Source organism: Streptomyces sp. NPDC055955, assembly GCF_042270245.1.
Taxonomy (GTDB): Bacteria; Actinomycetota; Actinomycetes; order Streptomycetales; family Streptomycetaceae; genus Streptomyces.
Window position 1 is genome coordinate 1 of the sequence record NZ_JBHJYS010000010.1, and the last position, 14,416, is coordinate 14,416.

Below are 14,416 nucleotides of genomic sequence, written 5' to 3' on the forward strand. Positions count from 1 at the left end.
GTCTCCGAAGTGAACCGGTCACCCGTCAGCTGCATACCGTCGCCCGAGTCACCCGCAAACCGGATGATCACCCGCTCCAGACGCCGTACGTCCTTGTCGTTCGCGTGTCTGCGCTGCTCTGAGACCACTGCGTCATCGGCCTGCTCGGCCGGGCTACTGACCTGGCTGGTCACTGAACTGGACCTCCCTCGAGGCGGCTCTGCGGGAGTGGCCGGCCGACCGGCCTCTCCATGGCCCACCCTACGTCGGTAAGGGTCGCCTTCCCTGGATGGTTCGCATGGTGGACGCGACAATGAGACACCTCAATGACCTTGTTTGCCATGATTTACCCACCCCCATGACCCCATGTTCGAAGACGCGCCCACTCATCCTTTGGTGCTAGGACCGGTTCAGAGTCGACCCCGGAGCCGACCCCGGAGCCGACCCCGGAGCCGACCCCGGAGCCGACCCCGGAGCCGACCCCTGAGTCGACCTCGGGGTCGAGTCGGGGTCGCTCTGCAATCGACCCTGCGGCCGGCCCTGAAGTCGGCCGGAGTGTCCTGGAGTCCACCGACCGATTCCCGCCATATCTGACAGGGTGTCAGGTCGTTACGAGTTCAGGTAGGTGAGCACCGCAAGAACACGCCGGTGATCCCCGTCACTCGGGGACAGTCCCAGCTTCAGGAAGATGTTGCTGACGTGCTTCTCCACCGCGCCGTCGCTCACGACCAGTTGACGCGCGATCGCCGAGTTCGTCCGCCCCTCGGCCATCAGGCCGAGCACCTCGCGCTCACGCGGGGTCAGCCCCGCCAGCACGTCCTGCTTGCGGCTGCGCCCCAGGAGCTGGGCCACCACCTCGGGGTCGAGCGCCGTACCGCCCTGCGCCACTCGCACGACCGCGTCCACGAACTCGCGCACCTCGGCCACCCGGTCCTTGAGCAGATAGCCCACACCGCGGCTGGAACCGGCGAGCAGTTCGGTCGCGTACCGCTCCTCCACGTACTGCGAAAGGACCAGCACCCCGAGCCCCGGGTGCTGCTTGCGCAGCAGGACCGCGGCGCGCACGCCCTCGTCCGTGTGGGTCGGCGGCATCCGCACGTCGGCGACCACGACGTCCGGCAGCGCGTCCTGCGCGGCCAGGTCGGTGATGGTCTTGACCAGGGCGTCCCCGTCGCCCACGCCCGCCACCACGTCGTGCCCACGGTCGGTCAGCAACCGGGTCAGGCCCTCCCTGAGCAGCACTGAATCCTCGGCGATGACCACGCGCACTCTGTCCTCCACGTTTCTCGGCCCCCCACAGCCCGTCCCACCCGTTCGACAGTCATCAGCATCCCAGCATCCGGACGCTCCTGGGCCGTGGCGCCGGGATTGGCCGGGAAGAGGGAGGACGCGCGTGTGCGGTGCACCCCGCGAAGGGGTGCACCGCACACGCGGGAGCCGGTCCTCAGGCGCGCCGCCACGGCAGTTCCGCCGTGATCCGGGTCGGGCCCGCCGTCGGCGAGTCCACCAGGAGGATCCCGTCGACGGCGTCGAGCCGCTCGGCGAGCCCGGCGAGGCCGGAGCCGGTGGAGGCGTCGGCGCCGCCCACGCCGTTGTCCGTCACCTGGAGCATCAGCCGGTTCTCGACCCGCCACACGTCGACCGTGGCGCGGGTCGCCCGGCTGTGCTTGCTGACGTTCTGCAGGAGCTCGCCGACCGTGAAGTAGGCGATGCCCTCGATGGCCGGCGCGGGCCGCGCGGGCAGGTCGACCTCGACCTGCACCGGGACCGTGCAGCGGGAGGCCACGGAGGACAGGGCCGCGTCCAGGCCGCGGTCGGTCAGGATGGCCGGGTGGATGCCGCGGGCCAGATCGCGCAGCTCCTGGAGTGCCGTCTTCACCTCGCCGTGCGCCTCTTCCACCATGCGCGCCGCCTCCTGCGGGTCCTGCGTCAGCTTCTCCTTGGCGAGCCCCAGGTCCATCGCGAGGTTGACCAGGCGGGCCTGTGCGCCGTCGTGCAGGTCGCGCTCGATGCGCCGCAGGTCGGCGGCGGCCGTGTCGACGACGACGCCGCGGTCCGACTCCAGTTCCACGACGCGCGTGGCGAGCCGTGACGGGCTGAGCAGCCCGCTCACCAGCGCCCGGTCCACGGAGGCCAGCGCCCTGATGATCCACGGCGTCGCGAGCGTGATCAGCAGGCCGACCGCCGCGGTGACGGTGATCTCGAAGGGGTTGTCGAGGTAGACGTTGTGCGCGCCGTCGCCGTAGAGCTGGATCCCGCCCTGGCCGGCGTACATGGGCAGGACCCACTGCCACAGCGGATACGTGAGCAGGGACCAGCCCACCGTCCAGAAGACCAGCGCGACGTTGAAGGCGAAGACCGCCCACGGGAAGTGCACGACCGTGTACAGCAGGTTGCGCCAGGACTCGCCGCTCTTGAGGAGGGCGCCCACCCACGCCATCGGGCCGTGGGTGCGGGGACGCAGGGGGCCCGGCGTGCCGACGTCGACACCGAGGAGCGCGCGCGCCCTGCCCCGCTCCATCGCGGCGAACCCGCGCGCCCCGGCGAGGCCGGCGGCCAGCACCGGGATGCCGAGGAACGTGATCAGCAGGCCGGCGCCGAGCGACACCATCGTCACCGCGTACACGAACGTGATGACGCTGAGCGGGAGGCTCAGGAGCAGATAGCCGAGCTCGCGGAACGTACGGGCCTCGAACGGCGCGCGCAGCCCGGCCGGGAGACGGTGGCGCCGTTCCCCGGCCACCGCGTCGTCGCGGTAGCCGTATCCGTGTCCGTGCTGCGTGGGCGTGGTCATCGGTGGGGTCCGTCCGTTCTGCTCGTCCGCCTGGTACGTCCAGACTCCTCGCGGCGACGCCTCGCGGCCATGGAGCGGGTCGGCGTCTTGGACCGGGGGTTTTCCCTACCCCGCCGGCCGCAGCCGTGCGCTCACGCGGGTGTGCGGTCGCGCCAGGGCAGCTCCGCGGTCACCGTCGTCGGACCGCCCTCGGGCGAGTCCACGACGAACAGGCCGTCCACCGCGCCGAGCCGGTCCGCGAGGCCCGACATGCCCGTGCCCTTGTCGAGGCTCGCGCCGCCGCGCCCGTCGTCCCGCACCTGGATCAGCAACCGGTCCGCGGAGCGCCACACGTCCACCGACGCCGACCGCGCCCCGCTGTGCTTGCTGACGTTCTGCAGCAGCTCGGACACCGTGAAGTACGCGATGCCCTCGATCGCCGCGGCGGGCCGCTGAGGCAGGTCCGCCGTGACCTTCACCGGGACCGTGCAGCGCGAGGCCACGGAGGACAGGGCCGCGTCCAGGCCCCGGTCGGTCAGGACCGCCGGATGGATGCCACGGGCCAGATCGCGCAGCTCCTGAAGCGCCAGCTTCACCTCGCCGTGCGCCTCGTCGACCATGGCGGCAGCGGCGTCCGGGTCCTCGAGGAGTTTCTCCTTCGCGAGGCCGAGCCCCATCGCGAGGTTGACCAGGCGGGCCTGTGCGCCGTCGTGCAGGTCGCGCTCGATGCGCCGCAGGTCGGCGGCGGCCGTGTCGACGACGACGCCGCGGTCCGACTCCAGCTCGGCGATCCGCCGCTCCAGCTCGTCCGACGGTGACAGGAGTGCCCGCGCCATCGCCCGGTCCGCGTTGGCCAGGCCCCGCACGATGAACGGGAGGACCGGCCACAGCACGAAGAGCCCGGTCAGCGTGATGGCGAACGTGAGCACACCCCACGGCAGCCGTATGAACTCGTAGAGCACCGTCCGCCAGCCCACCGGGTCCTTCAGGCCGGACCACAGCCGGCCGAAGAAGCCCTCGTCGCGCCCGCGCGGCAGCGGGCTCGGCTCCTCGATGCGCAGCCCGAGCAGCGCGCGGGCCCGCCCCCGCTCCGCCTTCCCGAGCTGACGTGCGCCGAGCAGGCCGGCCGCGAGCACGGGCAGACCGATCACCGTCACGGCCAGGCCGACGCCGGTGGCCAGCATCGTCACGACATAGACGAAGCCGAGCACGGCGACCGGCAGATTGCTGAGGAGAAACGCGATCTCCTTCCAGGTGTGCCGGTCGAAGGCGAAGCGCGGGGCCGGCGGACGGTCCACGTCCGGCTCTGTGGTGACGATGCGAGCGGTCATACGCGACAGCGTGCCCGGCCGCGCGCCGGGGCGCCATGAGGCGGGCTGCCGGACCCGACGGGGGATAACCCCACCTCAACCCTGGACGCCTGCTTACCGTCTCTTTAACAGGCCCTAGACTCCCGTGCGTACAGATCGTCGAACACCACGGAGCGAGGGGCGGACGTGCCGGAACCGACCATGGTCGCCGCGGGCTACTTCCAGACGTACTCCGTCGTCGGCGTGCTCGCCGCCGTGGGCGTCCTGTTCGTGGCCGTCGCCTTCGGCGCGGGACGGCTGCTGCGGCCGGTCGTGCCGACCCCCGAGAAACTCCTGACGTACGAGTGCGGTGTCGACCCCGTCGGCGAAGGCTGGGCCCACACCCAGGTCCGCTACTACGTCTACGCGTTCCTCTACGTCATCTTCGCCGTCGACTCGATCTTCCTGTTCCCGTGGGCGACCGTCTTCGCCGATCCGCAGTTCGGCGCGGCGACGCTCGTGGAGATGTTCATCTTCCTCGGCTTCCTCGCCGTGGGCCTGCTGTACGCATACAAGAAGGGCGTCCTCACATGGACGTGACCCCCTCGGAGCCCGTGCTCCTGCCGGAGCCCGTCAGCCCGAAGAAGCTGGGTGTGCTGTCCCGCCTGGCCCCCGAGCCGATGAAGGTGGTCCTCAACTGGGGCCGCCGCTACTCGCTCTGGGTCTTCAACTTCGGCCTGGCCTGCTGCGCCATCGAGTTCATCGCGGCGTCCATGGCGCGGCACGACTTCATCCGCCTCGGCGTCATCCCCTTCGCGCCGGGCCCGCGCCAGGCCGACCTGATGGTCGTCTCCGGCACGGTCACGGACAAGATGGCCCCGGCCGTGAAGCGCCTGTACGAGCAGATGCCCGAGCCCAAGTACGTCATCTCGTTCGGCGCCTGCTCCAACTGCGGCGGCCCGTACTGGGACTCGTACTCGGTCACCAAGGGCGTGGACCAGATCATTCCGGTCGATGTGTACGTGCCCGGGTGCCCGCCCCGGCCGGAGGCGCTGCTCCAGGGCATCCTCAAGCTTCAGGAGAAGATCGCGCGCGAGTCGCTCGGCGAGCGCTACGGCGCCGACGCGGCGGCGGGACGGCCGTCGGCGGCCGCGCTCAGCAGCGGCCTCGTGAAGCCGCCGGTCCCGAAGGGCGACGACTCCGGGGAGGGCGAGCGGTGACCGGCTGGCTGCCCCGACCCGTCGAGGAGCTCTTCGGCCCGGAGGCCACGGCCGAGGAGTCGTACGAGGTCCTCACCGTCGACGTTTCCGCGGCCACGTGGATCGCCGCCCTCGAAACGGCCCGCACCACGCTGGGCTGCACCTACTTCGACTGGCTGAGCGCGGTCGACGAGCCCGACACCGGTTTCCGCGTCTGCGCGCACGTCGTGGCCCTGTCTCCCGTACGCCGGCTGCTCCTGCGCACCACCGTGCCGCACGACGCCCCCGTCCTGGCCACCGCGGTCGACGTGTACGCGGGCGCGGCCTGGCACGAGCGCGAGACGCACGAGATGTTCGGGGTCCGCTTCGAGGGCCACCCGCATCTGGTGCCGCTCCTCCTCCCCGAGGGCTTCGAGGGCCACCCCCTGCGCAAGGACTTCGTGCTCGCGGCTCGGGTCGTGAAGGCGTGGCCGGGGGCCAAGGAGCCGGGGGAGTCCGCGGCGGGTGCGGGGCACGGCGGGCCGAAGCGGCGTCAGATGCTGCCGCCGGGCGTTCCGGACCCGAACGAGTGGGGCCCGCTGAAGGGCCAGCTCCCGCCCGCCCCGGCCCGCCCGGCCCGTGGCGCGGGCCGCGCGGCGGGCGACCGTCCGGTGCGGCGCACGCGCACGGCGGGGGAAGGGTCGGCGAGTCAGGCCGCCCCGGCCGGCACGGATGCGGCGGCCGCCGCACCGCCGAGGCGCTCGCGCAGCGCGTCGCAGGGGTCGGCTTCGCAGACACCGGCGACTCCTGAGGCCCCGGCAACCGCGGAGAGTCCTGCGGCGCCTGAGAGTCCTGCGGCGCCTGGGAGTCCTGCGGCACCTCGGACTCCCGCGGCGCCGAAGCCGGACGCCGCGGGCAAGTCCGGTGCCACCGGCGACGCGCCCTGGCACCACGCCCGCCCGGCCTTCGACGAGCCGACGCCGGCCGCGCCGGAGCAGCCCACGCCGAAGCCGGCCGCGCCGGAGCAGCCCACGCCGAAGCCGGCCGCGTCGGAGCAGCCCACGCCTGAAACACCGCAAGCCCCGGACGCTTCCGAGGCCTCGGCCACTTCCGGGACGCCGGGTGCCCCGGCCGCTCCGGGTACCTCCGAAGCTCCGGGTGCCTCCGATGCCTCGGACGCGCCGGACACTTCGGGAGCCCCGGATGCCCCGGGCACTTCGGGAGCCTCGGACGCGCCGGATGCCTCCGAAGCCCCGGGTACCCCGGGCACTTCGGGAGCCCCGGATGCCCCCGGAGCCCCGGGCACTTCCGGAACCCCGGACGCCGCCGAAGGTCCGGACGCCACCCCCGAAGCCCCCGACACCCCCTCAGGAGGAACGGAGTGAACGACGTTCTCGACGTCGCTCTGCGGCTCATCGTCGTCTTCGTCGCCTTCCTCGTCCTGCCCCTGGTCGTCGGCCAGACCGAGCACAAGGTGATGGCGCACATGCAGGGCCGCCTCGGCCCCATGTACGCGGGCGGCTTCCACGGGTGGGCCCAGCTCGTCGCCGACGGCGTGAAGTTCGCGCAGAAGGAAGACGTCGTCCCCGCCGACGCGGACCGCCGCGTCTTCCAGCTCGCGCCCGCCGTCGCGCTCCTGCCGTACCTGCTCGTCCTGCTCGCCATCCCCATCGGCCCGAGCGAGGGCGCGGTCGGCCAGGTCGTCGACGCCGGCATCTTTTTCGTCCTCGCCGTCATGGGCGTCGGAGTGCTCGGCTCGCTCATGGCGGGCTGGGCGTCGGCCAACAAGTTCTCCCTCCTGGGCGGCCTGCGCACCGCCGCGCAGCTCCTCGCCTACGAACTGCCGATGCTGCTCGCCGCCGCCTCGGTCGCGATGGCCGCCGGCACCGTCTCGCTGCCCGGCATCATCGACGCGTTCGCGTGGTGGTGGGTGCCGTGGCAGATCGTCGGCGCCCTCGTCTTCTTCGTGGCGGGCCTCGCCGAACTCCAGCGCCCGCCCTTCGACATGCCGGTCGCCGACTCCGAGATCATCTTCGGCGCGTACACCGAGTACACGGGCCTGCGCTTCGCCCTGTTCCTGCTCGCCGAGTACGCCGGGATCGTCGTCCTGTGCGGCCTCACCACCGTCCTGTTCCTGGGCGGCTGGCACGGGCCGTGGGGCGCCGACGGCCTCGGCTGGGTCTGGACGCTGCTGAAGACCGCCGTCCTCGCGTTCATCGTGATCTGGCTGCGCGTCACCTACCCCCGTCTTCGTGAGGACCAGCTCCAGAAGCTCTCCTGGACCCTCCTCGTCCCGCTCGCACTCGCGCAGATCGCGCTCACCGGAATCGTGAAGGTGGCGATCAACCAGTGACCGAGTCACTCCCGCCCGCCCGGCCCCGCATCCCCGGCGCAGGGCTCGCCAAGGGCCTTGCCGTCACCCTCCGCACGATGACGCGTAAGACCGTCACCGCGCAGTACCCGGACGTCCAGCCCGAACTGCCGCCGCGCACCCGTGGCGTCATCGGACTGTTCGAGGAGAACTGCACGGTCTGCATGCTGTGCGCCCGCGAGTGCCCCGACTGGTGCATCTACATCGACTCCCACAAGGAGACGGTGCCGGCCGCCGTCGAGGGCGGCCGCGAGCGCAGCCGCAACGTCCTCGACCGCTTCGCCATCGACTTCGCCCTGTGCATGTACTGCGGTATCTGCATCGAGGTGTGTCCTTTCGACGCGCTTTTCTGGTCCCCGGAGTTCGAGTACGCGGAGACGGACATCCACGAACTCACCCACGAGCGCGACCGGCTCCGCGAGTGGATGTGGACGGTCCCGGCCCCTCCCGCGCTCGACCCGGCGGCCGAGGAACCCAAGGAACTCGCCGCCGCCCGCAAGGCCGCCGACAAGCTGGCCGCCGCCGCGGAGGAAGCCACCCCCGGCGAACCCGCACCCGGAGAGGAGGGACCCGCATGACCCCCGTCGCAGCGGCCGTCGACGCGGTCACACAGACCCACGGATTCCTCTCGCCGACCGGCGTCGAGATCGCGTTCCTCCTCGTCGGCCTGGTCACCTTCGGCGCCGCGGTCGTCACCGTCACCACCAGGCAGCTGGTGCACGCGGCCCTGTGGCTGGTCGTCGCCCTCGGCGGCCTCGCCGTCGAGTACCTGCTGCTCACCGCCGAGTTCATCGCCTGGGTGCAGGTCCTCATCTACGTGGGCTCCGTCGTCGTCCTCCTCCTGTTCGGACTGATGCTCACGAGGGCGCCCATCGGCCGCTCCCCGGACGCCGACTCGGGCAACCGGTGGGCCGCGCTGACGGTCGCCGTCGCCGCGGCCGCCGCCCTCGTCTGGGTCGTCGTGGACGCCTTCCGCGCCACCTGGGTCGACCTCGACGGCGCGCCCCAGGGCACCACCGCGGTGACCGGATCGATCCTCTTCCAGCACTGGGTGCTGCCCTTCGAGGCCCTCTCGGTGCTGCTGCTCGCGGCTCTCGTCGGCGCGATCGTCCTGTCCCGCAGGGCCACCGGGGCACAGGACACGGACACCGGGGCACAGGACACGGACACCGGGGCACAGGGCACGAACACCAAGGTCCGGGAGGGGAACCGCTGATGCACCTCGCCTACCCCGCCGTCCTTTCCTCGCTGCTCTTCTGCACGGGCCTGTACGGAGTGCTGGCCCGCCGCAACGCGATCCTGGTCCTGATGTCCGTCGAGCTGATGCTCAACGCCGTCAACCTCAACCTCGTCGCCTTCGACGTCTGGCTCAGCAAGGCGGCCCGCGACACGCTCCACTCCGGCCAGGCGCTGACCCTGTTCACCATCGCCATCGCCGCGGCCGAGATCGGCATCGGGCTCGCGATCGTGCTCGCCGTGTACCGCGGTCGCGGCACCTCCGACATCGACAAGCTCCGTGACACCGCCGAGTCCCCGGACGACGGCGGACCCGACGGCTCCACCCCCGACGGCTCCGCACCGGACGCCGGCGCCGAGGCCGTCCCGGACGAGAAGGCCGAGGCCACCGCGTGACCACCACGACCCTCGCCGTACTTGTCCCCCTTCTGCCGTTCCTCGCCGCCGCGGCGGGACTGCTCCTGGGCCGCACCGCGCCCGGCTTCGTACGGCCCCTCGCCGTGCTGCCGACCCTCGCGGCGCTCGCCCTCACCGTCCTCGTCGCCGTGCGCCAGGGCGGCGGCGGGAGCATCGACGCGGCCACCGAACTCACCCCGACGGGCTCGGTCCCCATCGAGCTCGCCCTGTACATCGACGGTTTCGCCGCGCTCGTCGCCGTCCTGGTCTGCGTCGTCGCGTCGTGCGTGCAGATCTACTCGACGGCCTACCTGCGCGACGACCCCCGCTACCCGTCGTACGCCGCGCTCGTCTCCCTCTTCACCTCCGCGATGCTTCTCGTCGTCTACTCGGGCGACCTGATGGTGCTGCTCGTCGGCTGGGAAGTCATGGGCATCTGCTCGTACTTCCTCGTCGGCCACTACTGGGAGACACCGCAGGCGCGCGCCGCGTCCCTCAAGGCGTTCCTGGTCACGAAGCTCGGCGACGTCCCCTTCCTGATCGGCCTGTTCGCGCTCGCCGTGGACGCCGGGTCCTTCCGCATCACGACGGTCCTCGGCGCCGTCGCGAGCGGCGGCCTCGACCACCCCACGCTGATCGCGCTGCTGCTCCTCGCGGGAGTGGCGGGCAAGTCCGCACAGTTCCCGCTGCACACCTGGCTGCCCGACGCGATGGCCGGCCCCACGCCGGTCTCCGCGCTGATCCACGCCGCGACGATGGTCGCCGCCGGTGTCTACTTCGTCGCCCGGCTCCTCCCCGTCTTCGCCGCCTCCGGCGCCGCCCTGGTCGTCCTCGCCGTCATGGCCGCCGTCACGATGACCGGCTCGGCGCTCGCCGCCCTCGCGCAGGACGACATCAAGCGTGTCCTCGCGTACTCGACGATCGGACAGCTCGGCTACATGACCGGTGCCCTCGCCGTCGGCGACCGCGGCGCCGCCGTCTTCCACCTCCTGTCGCACGGTGCCTTCAAGGCGCTGCTGTTCCTCGGGGCGGGTGTGGTCATCCACGCCGCCGGCACCAACTCGCTCGCCGCCATGTCCCGTATGAAGGGCCTGCGCGACCGCGTCCCCGACGCCTACTGGACGATGACCGTGGCGCTCCTCGCGCTCGCCGCGATCCCCCCGTTCAGCGGCTTCTTCTCCAAGGAGGCCGTCCTCGGCTCCGCCGAGCACGCGGCCACCGGCCACGCCGAGGCGATCCCGTCCTCGGCGGGCTGGATCGTCCTCGTGTCCGGCCTTCTCACCGCCCTGCTCACCGCCGCGTACGCCACGCGCCTTTGGCTCCTGGCCTTCCGGGGCCACGGCGCCGAGGCCCCCGACCACGGCAAGCAGCCCGTGGTGATGAACGCCGTCCTGTGGGTCCTGGCGATCCCCTCGCTCGCCTTCGGTCTCACCGTCGGCGTCGTACCCGACTGGTTCGACGGCCGTTCGCTGGCCCCGACCCTCACGACCTCCGTCCTCGGCACGGGCGTCGCCCTCGTCGGCGGGCTCGTCACCTACGCGGCCTGGCGCCACACCACGGCCCTCGCCGCGGGCGCCCCGCTCGGCGCCGTGGCCGCCCACCCCGAAGCGGACGGCGGCGTCGTGGAGGCCGAGGCCATCGCGACCCACGCGGCCGCGTACGGGGACGTCGCCTACGCCCCCGATCCGGCGGACCCGGGCCGTCTCCTGCTGGGCCCGCTGCACCGCCACGCGGCCACCGGCTTCCACCTGGACGCCGTCTACGCGGTCCTGTTCGTCCGCCCGGTCACGGCCGCGGCCTCACTGGTCCGCTTCCTCGACCGCGAGGTCGTCGAGACCTATGTGCGCGGCGCCGCCGCCGTACCCGACTGGCTGGGCCGGGCCGTCCGCCGTGCCCAGACCGGCAACGTGCAGACCTATCTCAGCGCCCTGCTCGCAGGGACCGTCGTCCTGGCGATCGCCGTCGTCCTCGTCGCCACCGCCGGAGCGTGAGCAGCCGTGATCGATATCAGCGAATCCGTGATGCAGTTCCTTCTCGCACTGATCGTCGTCGGCCCGCTCGTCGGCGCCGCCGCCGCTCTTCTCCCGGCCCCGCCCGGGCTGAAGGGGAAGTCCCCGGACCAGGCCGTGCTCCGCCACGGCGTGACCGTGACCGGCGTGATCCTCGTCGCCGCGATCGTCCTCGCGCTCGGCTTCGACCATGACCACCCGTCGAAGATGCAGGCCACGACCGACATCAGCTGGATCCCGGCACTCGACGTGCGCATCCACCTCGGCATCGACGGCATCTCGCTCCCCCTCCTGGTCCTGACCGCGCTGCTGACCTTCCTGTGCGCGCTGTACAGCTACTTCAAAATGCCGAAGGGCCCGTCCCCCAAGGCGTTCGTCGCGCTGATCCTCCTGCTCGAGTCCGGCACCCTCGCGACCTTCGCCGTGCTCGATCTGCTGCTCTTCTTCCTCGCCTTCGAGATGGTCCTCATCCCGATGTACTTCCTCATCGCCCGCTGGGGCGGTGAGCAACGGGCCGCGGCCGCCTGGAAGTTCATCCTCTTCACGCTCCTCGGCTCCGTCGTGATGCTGCTCGGCATCCTCCTCATCGGACTCAAGTCCGGCACCTTCGACATGGTGGCACTCGCCTCTGACAACGGCCGGGGCCTGAGCACGTCCGTGCAGGTCACCGCGGTTCTGGCGATCGGGATCGGGCTCGCGGTCAAGACGCCGATGTGGCCGCTCCACAGCTGGCTGCCCGACGCCCACACCGCCGCGCCCACCGTCGGCTCGGTCCTCCTCGCCGGCGTGCTGCTCAAGATGGGCACGTACGGATTCGTCCGGATCCTGCTGCCGATCACGCCCGACGGCATGCACACCTTCGCGCCGTACCTCGCCGCGTTCGCCGTCGTCGGGATCATCTACGGGTCCCTGGCCTGCCTCGCCCTCGCGCGGCCCGGCGCCAAGGGCGACCTCAAGCGCCTCATCGCGTACTCGTCCGTCGGGCACATGGGCTTCGTCCTGCTCGGCATCTCGACGATGTCGCCGACCGGCGTCAACGGCGCGCTCTTCGCGAACATCGCCCACGGCCTGATCACCGGCCTGCTGTTCTTCCTCGTCGGCGCCCTCAAGGACCGCACGGGCAGCACGGACCTCGACACGCTGTCGTCGCCCGACCGCCACCTGCCCAGGACCGGCTCCGCCGCGCCCCTCGGCGACGGCATGGCGCTCTACGGCAAGGCGCCCCGCCTCGGCGGGCTCCTCGCCTTCGCCGCCGTCGCCTCCCTCGGGCTGCCGGGCCTCGCCGGGTTCTGGGGCGAGATGCTCGCCCTGTTCGGCGCGTTCAAGCCGGCCGCGGACCTGAGCCGCCCCGCGTTCCTCACGTTCATGTCGATCGCCGCGTTCGGCACGCTGCTCACCGCCGCGTACATGCTCGCCGTCGTCCGCCGGGTCTGCATGGGCCCGCACGAGGCCGAGGCGCCGAAGCTCGCCGACGTCCGGGGCTACGAGTTCGCCGCCTGGACCCCGCTCGTCGCCCTCACCGTCGTCGGCGGGCTCTGGCCCGCGGCCCTGATCGGCCTCACCGACCCGGCCGTGCAGAAGCTCCTCGCAGGAGGCATCCAGTGACCGCCGCCGCCGCGCCGTCCGTGGCGTCCCTCGTCCAGTCCGTCGACTGGCTCGCGATCGCGCCGCCCACCATCACGGCGGTCGTCGCCCTCGTGGTGCTCGTCGCGGACCTGTTCCTCGGCGAGCGCGGGAAGGCGCTGCTGGGCTGGGTCTCCGTCGCGGGCCTGGCGGCCGCCGCGCTCGCGCTGCTGCCCCTTCTGGACGGCGACCGCTCGACCTTCTGCCTCAAGACGCTCAAGGGCGAGCAGGCCGCGTGCAGCTACACGGCCGACCACTTCACGCTCGTCATCCAGTTCCTCGTGCTGGCCGGCGCCCTGCTGACCGCGCTGCTGTCCATCACCGGCATCAAGGACGCGAAGAGCACAACCAAAGCGCTCCCCGAGGGAGAGTTCTGGTTCCTGCTCCTGTCCTCCGCCGCGGGAGCCGCGCTGCTGCCCGCGTCGCGCGACCTGGCCACCCTGGTCGTCGCCCTGGAAGTGGCGTCCCTGCCGGCGTTCGCCCTCGTCGGCATCAAGCGCGACGACCGGCGCTCCTCGGAAGCGGCCCTGAAGTTCTTCCTGTCCTCGGTCACGGCGACCGCGGTCACCCTTCTGGGCGTGAGCTTCGTCTACGCGACGACAGGCACCCTGCACCTCACGCGGATCGCCACCGCCCTGACGCACGTCGACGGGCAGTTCCACACCCTGGCCCAGGCGGGCGTCGCCCTCACCCTGGTCGGTTTCGCCTTCAAGACCGCCGCGGCCCCCTTCCACTTCTGGGTGCCCGACACCTACGTAGGGGCCCCGCTGCCGATCGCCGCCTACTTGTCGGTGATCGGCAAGGCGGTCGGCTTCTCCGGGATCATCCTCGTCACCGTCGTCGCCTTCCCGTCCTACGCCGACGTGTGGGGCCCGGCGCTGGCCGCGCTCGCCGCGCTCACCATGACCGTGGGCAACGTGGCGGCCCTGCGCCAGCAGGCCACGCGCGCGTACAGCGCGGTACGGCTGCTCGCCTGGTCCTCGGTGGGCCAGGCCGGCTACCTCCTCGTCCCGATCGCCGCGGCCGCCTACTCCAAGGACGCCGACAAGGCCATCGGCTCCACCGTCGCGTACGCCCTCATGTACGCCGCCGTGAACCTCGGCGCCTTCGCCGTGGCCGCCCTCGTGGCCCGTACGAAGCCCCTGAACCGCATCAGCGACTACCGAGGCCTGTACCGGTCCCGGCCCCTGGCCGCCCTGGTCCTCGGCTTCTTCCTGCTCTGCCTCGCGGGCCTGCCGCCGGGCATCATCGGCCTCTTCGCGAAGGTCACCGTCTTCTCGGCGGCCGTCGACGCGGGCCTCGGCTGGCTCGCCGTCGTCATGGCCGTCAACGTCGTGATCGCCCTCTACTACTACCTTCAGTGGACGGCGACCCTGTTCCGCTCCGCCGAGGGCGAGCGGGCGGTACAGCGGATTCCGGCGCCGCTCACCGCGGCGATCGGCCTCACCGCCGTCATCGGGGTCGTCCTGTCGGGTGCACCTCAAATGGTTCTCCGTTTTGCATCGACGGGCCTCTTCTAGGCACCCTCGTAGCGACCTCGACGTCGTAGACCAGGGAGACAC

At 71.8% G+C, this 14,416-nt stretch carries 13 protein-coding genes; 10 read left to right on the top strand and 3 right to left on the bottom strand.

Annotation, left to right across the window (positions count from 1 at the left end; all coding sequences use genetic code 11):
* Window positions 1–588: 588 nt before the first annotated feature.
* The 3 genes from ACFC96_RS20890 to ACFC96_RS20900 form a co-directional block, all read right to left on the bottom strand.
* Window positions 589–1,248 carry a response regulator transcription factor gene (locus ACFC96_RS20890; protein ID WP_323186999.1) on the bottom strand — a complete coding sequence of 220 codons (660 nt, stop codon included), beginning with the start codon at window positions 1,246–1,248 and terminating at the stop codon, window positions 589–591.
* Between the two features lie 175 nt (window positions 1,249–1,423).
* Window positions 1,424–2,773 (bottom strand): sensor histidine kinase, encoded by a 1,350-nt coding sequence (locus tag ACFC96_RS20895; protein WP_376613550.1) that lies wholly within the window; start codon window positions 2,771–2,773, stop codon window positions 1,424–1,426.
* Between the two features lie 131 nt (window positions 2,774–2,904).
* The gene (locus ACFC96_RS20900; RefSeq protein WP_376260243.1) at window positions 2,905–4,083 is read right to left on the bottom strand and encodes a sensor histidine kinase; all 1,179 of its coding nucleotides are present in this window, start codon (window positions 4,081–4,083) and stop codon (window positions 2,905–2,907) included.
* A 180-nt stretch (window positions 4,084–4,263) separates the two neighbouring features.
* Here ACFC96_RS20900 and ACFC96_RS20905 point away from each other — a divergent pair, with 180 nt between their 5' ends.
* The 10 genes from ACFC96_RS20905 to ACFC96_RS20950 are packed head-to-tail and all read left to right on the top strand — an operon-like array spanning window position 4,264 to window position 14,374.
* Window positions 4,264–4,641, top strand: coding sequence for an NADH-quinone oxidoreductase subunit A (locus ACFC96_RS20905; protein ID WP_376260288.1), 378 nt, complete (start codon window positions 4,264–4,266; stop codon window positions 4,639–4,641).
* Complete coding sequence (locus ACFC96_RS20910) at window positions 4,632–5,261, top strand: NADH-quinone oxidoreductase subunit B (protein WP_376260242.1); 630 nt, start codon at window positions 4,632–4,634, stop codon at window positions 5,259–5,261. Before ACFC96_RS20905 ends, ACFC96_RS20910 begins: the two co-directional genes overlap by 10 nt.
* The gene (locus ACFC96_RS20915; protein WP_376613552.1) at window positions 5,258–6,604 is read left to right on the top strand and encodes an NADH-quinone oxidoreductase subunit C; all 1,347 of its coding nucleotides are present in this window, start codon (window positions 5,258–5,260) and stop codon (window positions 6,602–6,604) included. The genes ACFC96_RS20910 and ACFC96_RS20915 overlap by 4 nt, the downstream gene beginning before the upstream one ends.
* A complete protein-coding gene (locus ACFC96_RS20920) occupies window positions 6,601–7,572 on the top strand; it encodes an NADH-quinone oxidoreductase subunit H (protein ID WP_376613554.1) in 972 nt (323 codons plus the stop codon). The genes ACFC96_RS20915 and ACFC96_RS20920 overlap by 4 nt, the downstream gene beginning before the upstream one ends.
* Window positions 7,569–8,168: a NuoI/complex I 23 kDa subunit family protein gene (locus ACFC96_RS20925; protein ID WP_376613556.1), complete on the top strand. Its 600-nt coding sequence runs from the start codon at window positions 7,569–7,571 to the stop codon at window positions 8,166–8,168. Before ACFC96_RS20920 ends, ACFC96_RS20925 begins: the two co-directional genes overlap by 4 nt.
* Window positions 8,165–8,806, top strand: coding sequence for an NADH-quinone oxidoreductase subunit J (locus tag ACFC96_RS20930; protein WP_376613558.1), 642 nt, complete (start codon window positions 8,165–8,167; stop codon window positions 8,804–8,806). The genes ACFC96_RS20925 and ACFC96_RS20930 overlap by 4 nt, the downstream gene beginning before the upstream one ends.
* Entirely contained in the window at window positions 8,806–9,222 is a 417-nt protein-coding gene (nuoK, locus tag ACFC96_RS20935; protein ID WP_376613560.1) for an NADH-quinone oxidoreductase subunit NuoK, read from the top strand. The genes ACFC96_RS20930 and nuoK overlap by 1 nt, the downstream gene beginning before the upstream one ends.
* Window positions 9,219–11,213 carry an NADH-quinone oxidoreductase subunit L gene (locus tag ACFC96_RS20940; protein WP_376260233.1) on the top strand — a complete coding sequence of 665 codons (1,995 nt, stop codon included), beginning with the start codon at window positions 9,219–9,221 and terminating at the stop codon, window positions 11,211–11,213. The genes nuoK and ACFC96_RS20940 overlap by 4 nt, the downstream gene beginning before the upstream one ends.
* 6 nt (window positions 11,214–11,219) lie before the next feature.
* Window positions 11,220–12,836: a NuoM family protein gene (locus ACFC96_RS20945; protein ID WP_376613562.1), complete on the top strand. Its 1,617-nt coding sequence runs from the start codon at window positions 11,220–11,222 to the stop codon at window positions 12,834–12,836.
* Window positions 12,833–14,374 carry an NADH-quinone oxidoreductase subunit N gene (locus ACFC96_RS20950; protein ID WP_376260229.1) on the top strand — a complete coding sequence of 514 codons (1,542 nt, stop codon included), beginning with the start codon at window positions 12,833–12,835 and terminating at the stop codon, window positions 14,372–14,374. Before ACFC96_RS20945 ends, ACFC96_RS20950 begins: the two co-directional genes overlap by 4 nt.
* The last annotated feature ends 42 nt before the right edge of the window (window positions 14,375–14,416 follow it).

Excerpts from the sequence above, each read along its gene's own strand:
- ACFC96_RS20900 (WP_376260243.1), bottom strand. The coding sequence starts at position 4,083 with ATGACCGCTCGCATCGTCACCACAGAGCCGGACGTGGACCGTCCGCCG.
- ACFC96_RS20910 (WP_376260242.1), top strand. The coding sequence starts at position 4,632 with ATGGACGTGACCCCCTCGGAGCCCGTGCTCCTGCCGGAGCCCGTCAGC.
- ACFC96_RS20930 (WP_376613558.1), top strand. The coding sequence starts at position 8,165 with ATGACCCCCGTCGCAGCGGCCGTCGACGCGGTCACACAGACCCACGGA.
- ACFC96_RS20905 (WP_376260288.1), top strand. The coding sequence starts at position 4,264 with ATGGTCGCCGCGGGCTACTTCCAGACGTACTCCGTCGTCGGCGTGCTC.
- ACFC96_RS20895 (WP_376613550.1), bottom strand. The coding sequence starts at position 2,773 with ATGACCACGCCCACGCAGCACGGACACGGATACGGCTACCGCGACGAC.
- nuoK (WP_376613560.1), top strand. The coding sequence starts at position 8,806 with ATGCACCTCGCCTACCCCGCCGTCCTTTCCTCGCTGCTCTTCTGCACG.